Annotated in this window: 14 protein-coding genes; 10 read left to right on the forward strand and 4 right to left on the reverse strand. The window is 68.8% G+C overall.

Annotated elements, in window-relative coordinates; all coding sequences use genetic code 11:
* Positions 1–12 precede the first annotated feature (12 nt).
* Positions 13–432: an ester cyclase gene (locus tag ACZ5BU_RS32295; protein ID WP_465704220.1), complete on the forward strand. Its 420-nt coding sequence runs from the start codon at positions 13–15 to the stop codon at positions 430–432.
* Here the strand turns inward: ACZ5BU_RS32295 and ACZ5BU_RS32300 are convergent.
* Positions 429–1,409: a carbohydrate kinase family protein gene (locus ACZ5BU_RS32300; protein ID WP_465704221.1), complete on the reverse strand. Its 981-nt coding sequence runs from the start codon at positions 1,407–1,409 to the stop codon at positions 429–431. The genes ACZ5BU_RS32295 and ACZ5BU_RS32300 overlap by 4 nt on opposite strands.
* A 97-nt stretch (positions 1,410–1,506) precedes the next feature.
* Between ACZ5BU_RS32300 and ACZ5BU_RS32305 the strand changes: the two genes are divergently transcribed.
* From ACZ5BU_RS32305 to ACZ5BU_RS32330, 6 genes are read left to right on the forward strand one after another with little or no spacing between them, the layout of a single operon-like run.
* The gene (locus tag ACZ5BU_RS32305; protein ID WP_465704222.1) at positions 1,507–2,142 is read left to right on the forward strand and encodes an O-methyltransferase; all 636 of its coding nucleotides are present in this window, start codon (positions 1,507–1,509) and stop codon (positions 2,140–2,142) included.
* Positions 2,139–2,783 (forward strand): ABC transporter ATP-binding protein, encoded by a 645-nt coding sequence (locus ACZ5BU_RS32310; RefSeq protein WP_465704223.1) that lies wholly within the window; start codon positions 2,139–2,141, stop codon positions 2,781–2,783. Before ACZ5BU_RS32305 ends, ACZ5BU_RS32310 begins: the two co-directional genes overlap by 4 nt.
* Positions 2,780–4,345 carry a DUF6297 family protein gene (locus ACZ5BU_RS32315; protein ID WP_465704224.1) on the forward strand — a complete coding sequence of 522 codons (1,566 nt, stop codon included), beginning with the start codon at positions 2,780–2,782 and terminating at the stop codon, positions 4,343–4,345. Before ACZ5BU_RS32310 ends, ACZ5BU_RS32315 begins: the two co-directional genes overlap by 4 nt.
* Before the next feature lie 51 nt (positions 4,346–4,396).
* Positions 4,397–4,738: a PadR family transcriptional regulator gene (locus ACZ5BU_RS32320; protein ID WP_465704225.1), complete on the forward strand. Its 342-nt coding sequence runs from the start codon at positions 4,397–4,399 to the stop codon at positions 4,736–4,738.
* The gene (locus ACZ5BU_RS32325) at positions 4,735–5,055 is read left to right on the forward strand and encodes a hypothetical protein (protein WP_465704226.1); all 321 of its coding nucleotides are present in this window, start codon (positions 4,735–4,737) and stop codon (positions 5,053–5,055) included. The genes ACZ5BU_RS32320 and ACZ5BU_RS32325 overlap by 4 nt, the downstream gene beginning before the upstream one ends.
* Entirely contained in the window at positions 5,052–5,609 is a 558-nt protein-coding gene (locus ACZ5BU_RS32330) for an HAAS signaling domain-containing protein (RefSeq protein WP_465704227.1), read from the forward strand. The genes ACZ5BU_RS32325 and ACZ5BU_RS32330 overlap by 4 nt, the downstream gene beginning before the upstream one ends.
* A gap of 57 nt (positions 5,610–5,666) precedes the next feature.
* On the opposite strand, the gene ACZ5BU_RS32335 is transcribed toward ACZ5BU_RS32330, so the two are convergent.
* Both ACZ5BU_RS32335 and ACZ5BU_RS32340 read right to left on the reverse strand, forming a co-directional pair.
* Complete coding sequence (locus ACZ5BU_RS32335; RefSeq protein WP_465704228.1) at positions 5,667–6,461, reverse strand: peptidoglycan recognition protein family protein; 795 nt, start codon at positions 6,459–6,461, stop codon at positions 5,667–5,669.
* Between the two features lie 121 nt (positions 6,462–6,582).
* Positions 6,583–7,632 (reverse strand): LLM class flavin-dependent oxidoreductase, encoded by a 1,050-nt coding sequence (locus ACZ5BU_RS32340; protein WP_465704229.1) that lies wholly within the window; start codon positions 7,630–7,632, stop codon positions 6,583–6,585.
* 92 nt (positions 7,633–7,724) lie between these two features.
* On the opposite strand from ACZ5BU_RS32340, the gene ACZ5BU_RS32345 reads away from it, so the two are divergent.
* Complete coding sequence (locus ACZ5BU_RS32345; protein ID WP_465704230.1) at positions 7,725–9,119, forward strand: DUF2252 domain-containing protein; 1,395 nt, start codon at positions 7,725–7,727, stop codon at positions 9,117–9,119.
* Between the two features lie 735 nt (positions 9,120–9,854).
* Complete coding sequence (locus ACZ5BU_RS32350; RefSeq protein WP_465704263.1) at positions 9,855–11,321, forward strand: glycoside hydrolase family 76 protein; 1,467 nt, start codon at positions 9,855–9,857, stop codon at positions 11,319–11,321.
* On the opposite strand, the gene ACZ5BU_RS32355 is transcribed toward ACZ5BU_RS32350, so the two are convergent.
* Positions 11,318–12,331, reverse strand: a complete 1,014-nt coding sequence (locus ACZ5BU_RS32355) for an aldo/keto reductase (protein WP_465704231.1) — start codon at positions 12,329–12,331, stop codon at positions 11,318–11,320. The genes ACZ5BU_RS32350 and ACZ5BU_RS32355 overlap by 4 nt on opposite strands.
* A gap of 112 nt (positions 12,332–12,443) precedes the next feature.
* On the opposite strand from ACZ5BU_RS32355, the gene ACZ5BU_RS32360 reads away from it, so the two are divergent.
* Positions 12,444–13,271 carry a helix-turn-helix transcriptional regulator gene (locus ACZ5BU_RS32360; protein ID WP_465704264.1) on the forward strand — a complete coding sequence of 276 codons (828 nt, stop codon included), beginning with the start codon at positions 12,444–12,446 and terminating at the stop codon, positions 13,269–13,271.
* The last annotated feature ends 137 nt before the right edge of the window (positions 13,272–13,408 follow it).

Genomic DNA, 13,408 nt, shown 5'->3' on the forward strand with positions numbered 1-13,408 from the left:
ATTGGGGGAGTCATGGAAGGACCACTGGCGGTTCTCGAACGGATCCTGCACGAGGGGTTCGCCACCGGGAACGACGCGATCGTCGACGAGGTGTGCGCACCGGACCTGATCGAGCACCAGTTCGGCCTGGCCGGCCGCGGGGAGCAGGCCCGGGAACAGGTGAAAGCCGCGATCCGGCAGGTGCACGCGCTGATGCCGGACATCGTCTACACGCTGGAGGACTCGGTCGTCGTCGGCGACCTGGTCTGGGCGCGCGGCCGGGCCCGCGGTACGGCGACCGGCGCGTTCTTCGGGCCGCCCAGCAACGCGCCGATCGACATCGCGCTCTTCGAGCAGGCGCGGGTGCAGGACGGTCGGATCGTCGAGCACTGGGGCAACCCGGACCGCTTCGCGCTGCTCGCGCAGACGGGCGCGCTGGCCCGCCTCGGTTAGGCCTGTTTGAGCGCCTGCTTCGCGGTGGCGGCCGCGGCTGCGCCGTACGCGCTGGTGAGCCGGTCCAGGAAGGTCGGGTGGTCCAGCGTGTACTCCTGGGTGCCGACCGTCTCGAGGACCGTGGTCGCGAGCGTGCACCCGAGGTGGGCGGCGGCCTCGTGATCCAGACCGGTGGCGCGACCGGTGAGGTAGCCGGCGCGGAAGGCGTCGCCGCCGCCGGTCGGGTCGACCAGGTTCGGCGCCGGCACCGCGGGAACCTTGGCGAGGATCCCGCTCGCGTCCTCGATCACCACGCCGTCGCCGCCGTGCGTGGTGATCCGGACGCCGACCCGGTGGAGGATCTCGTCGTGGCTCCAGCCGGTCTTCTGTACCAGCAGACCGGACTCGTACTCGTTGCTGAACAGGTACGCCGCCCCGTCGACGAGCCTGCGGATCGCGTCGCCCTCCATCCGGGCGAGCTGCTGCGACGGGTCGGCCGCGACCGCGATCCCGTGCTGCTTGGCCAGCTCGGTGTGCTTGAGCATCGCGTCCGGGTCGTCGGCGCCGATCAGCACCAGGTCGACACCACCCGCGGCCCGGTGGATCGCGCCGAGGTCGAGCTCCCGCGCCTCGGCCATCGCGCCGGTGTAGAACGAGGCGATCTGGTTGGCGTCCAGGTCGGTCGTACAGGTGAACCGCGCGGTGTGTACGTTCTCGCAGACGCGGACATGCGACACGTCGACGCCGGCCTCCGTCAGCGCGGCGCCGTACTCGGCGAAGTCGGCGCCGACCGAGCCGACCAGCAGCGACGGATATCCGAGCTGGGCCATGCCGTAGCAGATGTTCGCGCCGACCCCGCCGCGGTGCACGACCAGCTCGTCGACCAGGAAGGACAGCGACACCTTGTGCATCTGTTCCTCGAGGAACTGGTCCTTGAACCGGCCCGGGAACGTCATCAGGATGTCGGTCGCGATCGATCCCGCGATGGCGATACGCATACTTGGGTGCTCCCTAGGGTGGGGTGGGGTGCGGCGGCTTGCGACAACCCATAGAGACTACAAGGCGACGACTTAATACACGGAGGGCGGAATTCCCATGGGCCATCAGGTGCCGGTGACCGAGGAACTGCACGACTACATGCTCGCCCACGGGATGCCGCTGGACGAGATCGCGACCCAGCTGCGGGCCGAGACCGAGCGGCTCGGCAGCCCGGCCGGCATGCTGACCACCGCCGACCAGGCCGGCCTGCTGACCACCCTGACCCGGTTGATCGGAGCGCGCCGGGCGGTCGAGATCGGTACGTTCACCGGCTTCTCGGCGCTCGCGATCTCGCGCGGGCTGCCGGACGACGGCGAGCTGATCTGCCTGGACGTGAGCGACGAGTGGACGTCGATCGGGCGCAAGTACTGGGAGCGCGCCGGGGTGGCCGGCAAGATCGACCTGCGGATCGGGGACGCGCACGAGTCGGTGACGAAACTCGAGGGCTCGTTCGACCTGGCCTTCGTCGACGCCGACAAGGACTGGTACATCAAGTACTACGAGACAGTCCTGCCGCTGATCCGGCCGAACGGCCTGCTGCTGTTCGACAACACGCTGGCCGGCGGCCGGGTGATCGACGCGGACGGGCCGGCCGACCGCAAGGAGTTCAACGCGCACGTCGCCCAGGACGCCTCTGTCGACGTCATCATGCTCGGCATCGGCGACGGGCTGACTCTGGTCCGCAAGAAGTGAGCAAGAAGGCGGCGCCCAGGCTCGCTGTGTCGGGGCTGCAGCACAAGTACGGCGACCGCCCGGTGATCGAGGGGCTGAACTTCACCCTCGCCGCCGGGCAGGCGATCGCGTTGGTCGGGCCGAACGGCGCCGGCAAGACGACCGTGCTCAAGTGCATCGTCGGCGCGGCCGTCCCGGCGGCCGGGAAGATCCTGCTCGACGGCCAGCCGATCGACGAGCGCGCCGAGACGGTACGGCGGGACGTCGCCACGCTGCTCGACGACCTCGACTTCTTCCCGGACCTGACCGCGGCCGAACACCTGGACCTGCTCGCGCGTGCCCACGGCAACGCCGCGCCGGAGGACCTGGTCGACACCATCCTCGACGACATCGGCCTGCTCCCGGCCGCCGACCAGCTGCCCGGGTCGCTGTCGTCGGGGCAACGCCGCCGGCTCGCGCTGGCGACCGCCCTGGTCCGCCCGCGCAAGCTCATGGTGCTCGACGAGCCCGAGGCCCGGCTCGACACCGGCGGTGTGCAGTGGCTGTCCGAGCGCCTGGTCGAGGAGAAGAAGTCCGGTACGGCGATCCTGTTCGCGAGCCACGACCCGCGCCTCGTCGAGACCGTCGCGGATTCCGTCGTCACGCTCACCCCGCTGCCATGAGCGCAGCGGACGGACCGGTGCAGTTCGACCCGGCGGACTTCGGCGCGATCCCGACGTCGCGGTCGATCCGGCAGTGGATGCGGAACACCCGGCGCCAGCACGCGGACCGCTCGTTCTGGGAGATCTTCGAGGACATCTACCTGGTCGTCTTCACGCTGCTGATGGCCGGCGCGACCGCCGGTAACGTCGTACGCCACCTGAACTCGAACGCTGCCGGCTGTACGTCGTGGACGTGTGGCCAACTGACGTCGTCGGTCCCGTGGATCGTCATACCGTTGCTACTGGCAACAACACTCCGGGTGCTCCTCGCCGTCGGCCCGGTGTCGGCGTCCCGAGCCACCGGCTTCTGGCTGCTCGCCACCCCGATCAGCCGCGCTTCCTTGCTGAGACCCGCCTACCGCTTGGTGATCGCGACCGTCGCGATCATCGGCATGATCGTCGGCGCCCTCGTCGCGGCCTTGCTCGGAGCGGCGCTGGTCGACGTTCTCGGGGTGGCCCTGCTGATCGGGGCGCTCCTGGTGTTGGCCGCAGTCGTGACGGCGTGGTCGCAGCAGACCGAGCGACGTACCTGGTGGACGCTGCGAGTGGCTGACCTGTTGCTGGTGATTGCCGTGGTCCCGACCGTCCTGCTGGCCTTCCGGCAGCGTGGTGAGCAGTTCTCCAACCACGTCATCACCGCGACTGCGGTGTACACGACGTCCGACTATTCGACCGGGTTGGTCGCGCTGGTGACCGACACGGAAACGCGGGTGTTCCTCGTCGGCATGGCGCTCCTGGTTGTCGCGCTGGTGCTCGCCGTCCTGGCGTCGCGGACGCTCGACAAGCTTGGGCGGATCAGTGTGATCGCCGGCGGCGAGTTGCTTGCCGGGCTGGCGGGTGCGGCGAGCAGCTTGGACATCAGCATGCTCGGTGACGTGATCGCCGGGCGGCACTGGCGTCTGAAAGGGCGGGTGCGGTCGCATCGCGGCCGTGGTGCGAACGGGGCCGCGATCGTGCAGCGCGAGTTCCGGCGGATCCTGCGCTGGCCCCGGCGGCTCGCGGTCGCGTTCGGCCTGCTCGTCGTTCCGTACGCCGTGCACGGCGCCGGGTTCCACGTACTCGTACCGATCGCCGCCGCGATCGCCGGGTTCATCGCCGTACGGCCGCTGCTCGACGGCCTCCGTACGGCGTGCCGCTCGACCGGGTTGGTGCGGGCGCTCGGTTGGGACCTCCGCGAGCTGCGGGTGGTGATGGCCGTCGTACCGGCCGGCGTCACGATCCTCTGGGCGGCCTGCGCGTACCCGGCGATCGGCAGCGCGGCGTCGAGCCTCGCCGTTGCCGCCGGCATCCTCACCGGCACCGTCCGGCAGGCGTCCGCGCGGCCTCCGTCGTACGCCGGGCCGCTCGTCACGTCGCCGATGGGCGCGATCCCGCCCGGCCTCTTCTCGCAGCCGGCCCGTGGCTTCGACCTCCTGGTGCTCTGCCTGGCGCCGGTACTGCTCAACCTCAGCAGCCTCTGGGTCACGGTGATCCCGGCCGTCGTGGTGATGCTGATGTTCAGCGTCCGCCCGAAGACTGCCTGATAGATCAGGCGTTCTTGCCAGATCTTGGCACGGACAGGTACCTTGTCTCGCATGGTAGCGGAGAAGGTCTTCACGCAGCTGCGCCGCGGGACGCTGGAGTTCTGCGTCCTGGCGCTGTTGCAGGCAGAGCCCCGTTACGGTTTCGAGTTGGTCAAGGCGCTGGGTGAGGTCGACGGCATGGTCACGACCGAGGGCACGATCTACCCACTGCTGGCCAGGCTGCGCCGCGAAGGCCTGGTCGAGACGACCTGGCAGGAGTCCGAAGCGGGCCCGCCGCGGCGGTACTACACCTCGACACCCGAGGGCAGCCGGGCGCTGGCCGCGTTCACCGCGGACTGGCAACGGTTCTGCGCCTCGGTCGACAAGATCTTGCAGAGTGGGAGACGGGGATGAACATGGAAATGACTGGTGGCGCGGCGGTGCAGGGTTCCGAGCCCCGGATGCGGACACGCGACTGGATCACGGTCGGGCTGCTGTTCTTCGGGCCGTTCGTGGTCGTGATCGGCTGGCTCGTCGGCGTCTGGCTGCTGTGGACCTCGAACCGCTGGACCACGGTCTGGAAGATCCTCGGTACCGTCGCCTGGCCGTTGGGCTACGCCGTGGCGGTCGGCATGGAGTTCGTCCAGCCGCCGGTCTGGCTGGAGTTGCTGGTGGGCGGCCTGATCGAGATCGCGATCTACGTCGCGCTGATCAGGGAAGCCCGGGTATGAACGACGCCGACCGGCTGGTCGATGCGTACGTGAAGTACCTGACGAAGGCGGCCGAGCCGTTGCCCGAGTCGCGTCGTACCGACCTGCTGGCCGACGTCACCTCCCACATCGCCGAGGCGCGCGCGGCCGGCGTGACCTCGGAGGACGACGTACGGCGGATGCTCCAGCGGCTGGGCGATCCGGACGAACTCGTCGCGGCGTCGACGGACGGGCTCGTACTGGTCGACCGGTACCGGCCGACGTTCCGCGGCCGGGAGGTGCTGGCGCTGACGTTGCTGGAGCTCGGCGGGTTCGTCCTGTTGTTCGGCTGGCTCATCGGGGTCGTGCTGCTCTGGACCTCGGACCGCTGGACGCGCGCCGAGAAGTGGACCGGCACGTTCGTCTGGCCGTTCGGCTTCGGCCTCGTGTACTTCGTCGCGATGACGCCGCTCGGCTTCACGATGCCGCTCTGGCTGGGCATCCCGCTAGCGATCCTGCTGGCGCTGGCCCAACTGGCGGTCCTGGTCCTGCTGATCAAGAACGCCGCCCCCGACCGCTCACGTCAGACCTCGTAGACCAGCCCGACCCAACCAGACCCCGCCGACGATTGTCGGCGGGGCAGTGTCGGAAGGTTACGGTTGGTCAGTCGCGGGCTGTGGGGCAGCGGGCTGCCCGTCCGTCGGCTGCTCCGCGTCGGCCACCGGTGGTGCGTCCGGAACCAGGGGCTGGTCGAGGCCGTTGGTCTCGCTGATGGCAGCGCGGGTGACGGCGGCCTCGATCCGGTTCAGCTGTTTGCGCAGCGCCGTACCGGTGCCGGTCGGCGCGGCCCAGAACCGCTTCATGTACTCCTCGATCTCAGCCTGCATCATGGCCCTGAGCTGAGCTTGTGTGTACGGCAAATCGTCCTCCACGTGACCTGGGGTGAAGTCGCCGCGGGCGATCGCGGCGCGGGCGGGATCGCCGGGGCAGTCGGTCGGCTCCGGGCGGACCGCGGAGTGCGGCCGGATCGCCGTACCGCGGGGGTAGAGCTTACGGAAATCGGCGATCACCGCGCGGGTGGTCGCCTTCATCGCGGCCGACGGCTGCTCGCCGGTGACCAGCACCAGCAGGATCGCGCCGTACCGGTCGTTCACGTCGGCGTCGCCGTTCGCGGCGGACTTGGTGTGCATCCCGCGCAGCGTCCAGGCCCGGCCTGCCTGGTCGACCGCGATCTGGTACGCGATGTCCGACCAGCCGCGGGTGTCCATGTGGTAGTCCTGCCACCCACGCAGTGCCGACGCGACCGCCGCCTGGGTGTGAATGACCTTCGTCGAGCCGGTACCCGGCCAATGGATGACCTCGCCGACGACATGCGACGGGATCAGGTTGCCCGGCCCGGGTCTCGGCGGCCGCGCGTTCCACGCGGACCGGGGCAGATATACGACCATCAGCGCTCCTCACATGCCTCACAGCGCCACATACCCACCGTTGGCGCTCGGTAATCAACCGATCACACTAGGCAGCAGGCGTCAAGCAATGATCACATCCAACCAGTCCGAGGGGTGCGAGTCAGTTGATTAGGGGGAGCAGTTGGTCGCCGATCCGGATGGTCTCCTCGCGGTACGGGGTGTCGGAGAGGATGAAATGGGTGATGCCGAGGTCGCGGTAGCGGCGGAGGGACTTCGCCACGTCGTCGGGGGAGCCGACCAGCCAGGTGGTGCCGGCGCCTCCGCCGCCGTACTTTCCGGGAGCGGTGTAGAGGTTGTCGTCCTGGACCTCGCCGCGTTCGGTGAGGTCCAGAAGGCGTTGCTGGCCGACGGCCTTGAACCAGCGGTGGTCTCGGGAGCCTTGTTTTTCGGCCATTTGGGCGACCTTGGCCTCGGCGTCGGCCCAGGCCTGGTCGGTGGTGTCGCGGACGAGTGTGGTGATCCGCAGGCCGAACTCGAGTGGTGGGTGTTCGCGGCCGAGTTCGGTCTCCAATTCGCGCAGCTTGGCGATCCGGGCGGCGACGCCGTCGAGTGGTTCGCCCCAGAAGAGTTGTACGTCGGCATCCGTCGCGGCGACCCGCTGCGCCGCGTCGGACGCGCCGCCGAAGTACAGCGTCGGATGCGGGCGGCCCTCCCGTACGACCGGACGCGTGGCGACGGTGGATCCGCGGACGGAGAAGTACTCGCCGTCGTACGTGACGTCCTCCTCGGTCCACAACCGCCGTACCAGTTGGAGAAACTCCTTGGTACGGGCGTACCGCTGCGGCTGATCGCCCTCGCTGTCGCCGTACGCGGCGAGGTTGTCCTGGCCGGAGACGATGTTGATCAGCAGCCGCCCGCCGATCAACTGGTCGAGCGTGCCGGCCGCGGACGCGAAGTGCGCGGGGTGCCAATACCCGGGGCGGATCGCGGCCAGCGGCTGGAAGGTCGTCGTACGGGCACCGAGTGCGGTCGCCACTGTGAACGTGTCGGGCCGGCCCCACCCGGTGCCGAGCAGCGCGCCGGACCAGCCGTGGTCCTCGGTGAGCCGGGCCAGCTCGGTCAGCCGCTCGACGCTGTTGTGTCCCTGGACGGTGTCGTCCCCGCGGTGGCCGGGGTCGACCTGGTTCGGGATGTACCAGAGGAAGGTCATGATCAGCAGAGTAAGTCTATTTGATTAGTCGACTTTGAGTGTCTCGGGTCGTGGTCGCGACGGGTGCCGGCAAATCGTGGGACGCTGAGTTCATGGACGGCCAACCGACGGCGGCGGAGCGGGCGGCGCGGGGCAAGGCTGTGCGCAAGAAGGTCCCGCTGGAGGCGCATGCGGAGGTTCGGCTGAGCCCGACGCGGGATCCGGTCGGGTTGCTGCTGACGCAGGCCGAGGGGCGGGTGCCCGCGCTGGTGCCGATCCGGCACGGGCGGATGCTGGTGGCGCCGTTCACGTTCTACCGCGGTGCGGCGCTGGTGATGGCGGCCGATCTGGCCGGGACGACGCCGACCGGGCTCGAGGTGCAGCTGTGCGGTGACGCGCATCTGTCGAACTTCGGTGCGTACGCGTCGCCCGATCGGCGGCTGGTGTTCGACATCAACGACTTCGACGAGACGCTGCCGGGATCGTTCGAGTGGGACGTGAAGCGGCTGGCGGCGAGCTTCGTGGTGGCGGGGCGGGACAACGGGTTCGACGCCACGCATTGCAGTGAGCTGGTGCGGACCGTCGTACGCCACTATCGCGAGGCGATGCGGGAGTTCGCCGCGCAGCCGATTCTTGCGGTCTGGTACGCGCGGTTGGACATCGAGGAGCTCGTCGGGCGGTACAAGGCGACGGTGAAGTCCAGCAAGCGGAAGGAGCTGAAGGCGGCCGAGGGAAAGCTGGCGAAGGCGTACACGCGGAACAGCATGCAGGCGATCGGCAAGCTGACCACGCTGGTCGACGGGCGTCGCCGGATCGTCTCGAACCCACCGTTGGTCGTCCCCATGAACGAGCTCACCGACCTCGACGGTACGGCGGTGCTCGGGCAGTTGCAGGACCTGATGGAGGAGTACCGCGGGACGCTGCAGCAGGATCGCCGGCATCTGCTCGACAACTACCGGCTTACCGACATCGCGCACAAGGTCGTCGGCGTCGGCAGTGTCGGGACGCGCGCGTGGATCATGCTGCTCGAGTCGACGGTCGCCGACGAGGCGCTGCTCTTGCAGGCCAAGCAGGCCGGTCCGTCCGCGTTGTCGACGTACGCCGTCCCGTCCACGCATGCCAACCAAGGCGAGCGGGTGGTCGCCGGCCAGCGCTTGATGCAGGCAGCCAGCGACATCTTCCTCGGCTGGCTCCGCGCCGACACCGCCGACGGAGAGCAGGACTACTACGTCCGCCAACTCCGCGACTGGAAACTCTCCGCCGACATTGAAACCCTCGACCCCGAAGCGATGACGCTGTACGCCCGCCTCTGCGGCTGGACCCTGGCCCGGGCCCACGCCCGCTCCGGCGACCGCTTCGCCCTCGCCGCGTACCTGGGCAAATCAACCCGCTTCGACGAAGCCATCACCACCTTCGCCACCACCTACGCCGACCTGAACGCCCAAGACCACAAAACCTTCACCAAAGCAGCCCAAACCGGCCGCCTAGAAGCCCGCACCGGCGTCTGAACCTGTAACACAGAGCGCCGGCCCGCGCCGGTACGCGGATCGCGGAGAGCCAGCGCGTTGCGGGTCTGCCGGTGACGTGTAGCGCCGGGGTCGGGCTGTTGCTGATGTTCGTGCTCGGTCTCGGCACGCTGTACTACCAGGCGAGCTCAACAAGGTCGTGGACTCGTACGGCGACGCTCCGGTGGGCGCGGCGGTTTCGCTCTACGCCTGACCAAGCACTTCGGCACGGTCCGCATCGTGAGGCATTGACATCGTTGTCTGGCGGGACGACGATACTTGCTCGAAGCTCGGTGAAACGTTTCCAAGCTCGAGGAGATCCGCCCATGTCCGTTCGTCGTCCTACCTTCCGTTTGCTCGTTGCCGGCGCGGTGACACTGGCTCTCGGGCTGGTGGCGCCGCCGGCCGGCGCCAGCCCTGACCAGGCTGGGTCCGGTTCCACTGCCGTCGCCCGTGCGCGGGTCGCCGCCGACCAGTTGATGAGCTCGTACGAGCCGAACAAGGCCTGGTTCCCGTCGAGCTGGTGGAACTCGGCTGTCGCATTGCAAACCATCGGCGACTACATGCAGCGCACCGGCGACCGCCGCTACCTGCCCCCAGCTGGACAACACGTTCGAGAAGGACAAGGGCGCGTTCCCGGCCGGGTACCTGTCCGGCGACGAGCTGCTCGGCAACTTCACCAGCCGCGCGATCGACGACTCGGAGTGGTGGGGCCTCACCTGGGTCCAGGCGTACGACCTGACGAAGAACCCGAAGTACCTCGACATGGCGGTGAAGATCGCGGAGTACGTCGAGGGCTACTGGGATCCGGGCACCTGCGGCGGCGGTGTCTGGTGGAACGCCGAACGTACGTACAAGAACGCCGTCACCAACGGCCTCTGGATCCGCCTGACCGCGGAGCTGCACAACCGGATGCCGCACGACACCCGCTGGCTCGGCCGCGCGCAGGAGGGCTGGAACTGGTTCACGAACAGCGGCATGATCAACTCCGCCGGCCTGGTGAACGACGGACTCAAGGACAACTGCGAGAGCAACGGCGACACGGTCTGGTCCTACAACCAGGGTCTCGCGATCGGCGCGGGCCTCGAACTGTGGCGGGCGACCCACAACCCTGCATTGTTGACAATCGTACGGCGGCTCGCCGACGCCGCGATCGCCCCGGGCGGCCTCGTCACCGACGGAGTACTCACGGAGTACTGCGATGCGCCGGGCCGGACGTGTGATGACAACGGCAAGCAGTTCAAGGGCATCTTCATGCGGTACTGGATGGATCTCGCGGACACCACGCACGACGGCCGCTACACCGCCTTCGTCGCCCAGCAGGCCGCAACGGTGTGGGACAACGACCGCGACGCATCGGACCGGCTGGGGGAGCGGTGGTCCGGCCAGGCCCCGAACGTCTTCGACTGGCGTACGCAAGCCAGCGCACTGAGCGCCCTGCTCGCCGCCGTACCCGCGACGCCACCGGTGCGTTCGTTGTCCGCGACAACCGACCCGGCCCTGCCCGTGGTCATGCCGGCGACCGGCAGCGCGACACACGTGAAGCTCACGGTCGGCGTCCAGGCGACCGGCCCGGTCGGTGACCTGACCACGGCGGTCGTCCAGGCCGCGGCGCCCTCGGGCTGGACGGTGACACCGGCCCGCTCGACGGTAACGCTGACGACCCGCGGCAACGCCGTACCGGTCGACACGTCCGTCGACCTCGACGTCACGATCCCGGCCGGTACGGCGGACGGCCTGCACTCGGTGACCGCCACAGTGACGTCCGGATCGCAGCTGTCGTACACCACCCGTTCCGACATCCTGATCGCGCACACGGCCGACTTCGACACCGGTACTGCGGCCGAGACCCCGTGGCTGTACGACGCCGACGGGTCGCAGAGCAACGGCGTACAGAACCGCTTCGCCGACGGGAACTCGTACTTCGTCTACCGGTTCCCGTTCCCGTCCGACACAGTGTCGGCATCAGTATTGTTGACAATCGACAACGAGTTCGTCGTCCAGCTCAGCGGCGACGGCCAGAACTGGACCACCGTCGCCACCGAGACGAACCAGTACCACGACGGCCAGAACAAGGCCACCCGCACCTTCGACCTCACGCCGTATCTGGGCACGACCAAGGCCGGCTACGTCCGCATCTCCGACTCGTTCCCGAACGACGGCTGGGGCGGTCGCGTCTACCACGTCACCGCGACGTACAACTAAGCAGCAGCGCGATCGGTGATCGTCCTGCGGCGCAACGCTGCGTCGAGGACGGCCGGGGTGTCGTAGTCCATGTCGAGCCGGCCGACATCGGTGCCCGGGGGGACGATCTTGTCGATCTGGTCGAGGATGGCGTCATCGAGGGTGACGTCCATCCCGGCCAGGGCGTCGTCGAGGTGCTCCATGGTCCGCGGGCCGATGATCGCCGACGTGACGCCCGGGTGTGCGATCGCGAAGGCCATGGCCAGGTGGGTCAGCTTGAGCCCGGCCGCGTCGGCGACCGGGATCAGCTGCTCCACCACCTCGAGCCGCCGCTCGTCGGTCATGTGCTTGAAGATCGCCGTCCGCCGGAGGTCGGCCGGCGCGCGCCCGGTCAGCTGCCCCTGAGCGAGCGGGCTCCAAACCAAGGCGCCCATCCCGTACTTCTGCACCATCGGCAGCACCTCGCGCTCGATCCCACGATTGAGGATCGAGTACGGCGGTTGCTCGGTCCGGAACCGCTCCAGGCCGCGACGCTCGGCGACCCACTGCGCCTCGACGATCTCGCTCGCAGGGGTCGCCGACGAACCGACCGCGCGAACCTTCCCGCTCCGGATCAGGTCGGTCAGCGCGGACAGGGTTTCCTCGATGTCGGTGTCCGGATCGGGCCGGTGCATCTGGAACACGTCGATGTAGTCGGTCTGCAGGCGACGCAGCGAGTCCTCGACCGCGGTGATGATCCAGCGCCGCGAGTTGCCCCGCTGGTTGGGGTCGTCGCCCATCGGCAGGTGCGATTTGGTGGCCAGTACGACATGCTCGCGACGGCCCTTGAGCGCCGCGCCGACGATCTCCTCGGACTCGCCGTGCGAGTAGAAGTCCGCTGTGTCGATGAAGTTGATCCCGGCGTCGAGTGCCTTGTCGATCATCCGGAGCGACTCGTCGCGGTCGTTGTTGCCGACGGCACCGAACATCATCGCGCCGAGGGCGTACGGGCTGACCTTGATACCGGTCCGGCCCAGCGTGCGGTAGTGCATGGGTTCCTCCTTGGGGGTTCTCCTTCACCCTCTGCCGGCCGAGCGTGGCGGAGAAGGCCCACTTCATCCACGGACAGGTTGTCCCTGGATAGGCCTTGGGGCGTCGCGGATGATGGACCATGTGATCGATCGTGACGGCCTGGCCGACTTCCTCCGCCGGCGCCGGGAGGTGCTGCGCCCGGCCGACGTGGGACTTCCCGACGGCGCACGCCGCCGTACCCCGGGACTGCGCCGCGAGGAGGTCGCTCAACTCGCCGGCATGTCCACGGACTACTACTCGCGGCTGGAGCAGTCCCGCGGCGCGAACCCGTCCGAGCCGATCATCGCCGGCCTCGCCCGCGCGCTCCGCTGCGACCTGGACGAACGCGACCACCTGTACCACCTGGCCGGCCTCACGCCACCGCTACGCCGAGCCGGCCGCCACATCCCACCCGGCCTGATGGCACTGGTCAGCCGCCTCACCGACATTCCGGTCGTGATCTGCACGGACCTCGACGAGGTGCTCTGGCAGAACGCGCTCGCCGACGTCGTCATCGGTCCCAGCACCGGGCAAAACCTGACCTGGCTCTGGTTCACCGACACGGCGATCCGGCGGATCTTCCCCGCGGAGGACTGGGACGCTCACTCCGCCTTCCACGTCGCCGATCTCCGTGCGACCTACTCCCGCCGGATGGGCGACCGGGACGTCACCGAGCTGGTCGATGCCCTCACCGCCGACAGCGAGGAGTTCCGCACGCTGTGGTCCCGCCACGACGTCGCCGTCCACCTGCCCCGCAAACGCTTCGTGGACACCGAGGCCGGCAACCTGGACCTGACCTGCGAAACCTTGCTCACCCCCGCCGCGGACCTTCGCGTGCGCGCCTTCCTGCCCGTCGAAGGCACCGACGCCCGCGAGAAGCTGGATCTCCTCCGCGTGATCGGCACGCAGAGCTTCGCCTAGCTGTGCTGCTCAGACAGGTTGTCTGTGCCGAGCCCTTCGTGTGTACCCACGCTACCAACTGAATCGATGTCCGGCGGGACCGCCTGCACCGGTAACCAGGCCGAATCTCTCCGCCGCTCGGCCGGCCCGGTGACTCG

Source organism: Kribbella sp. NPDC031520, assembly GCF_055580825.1.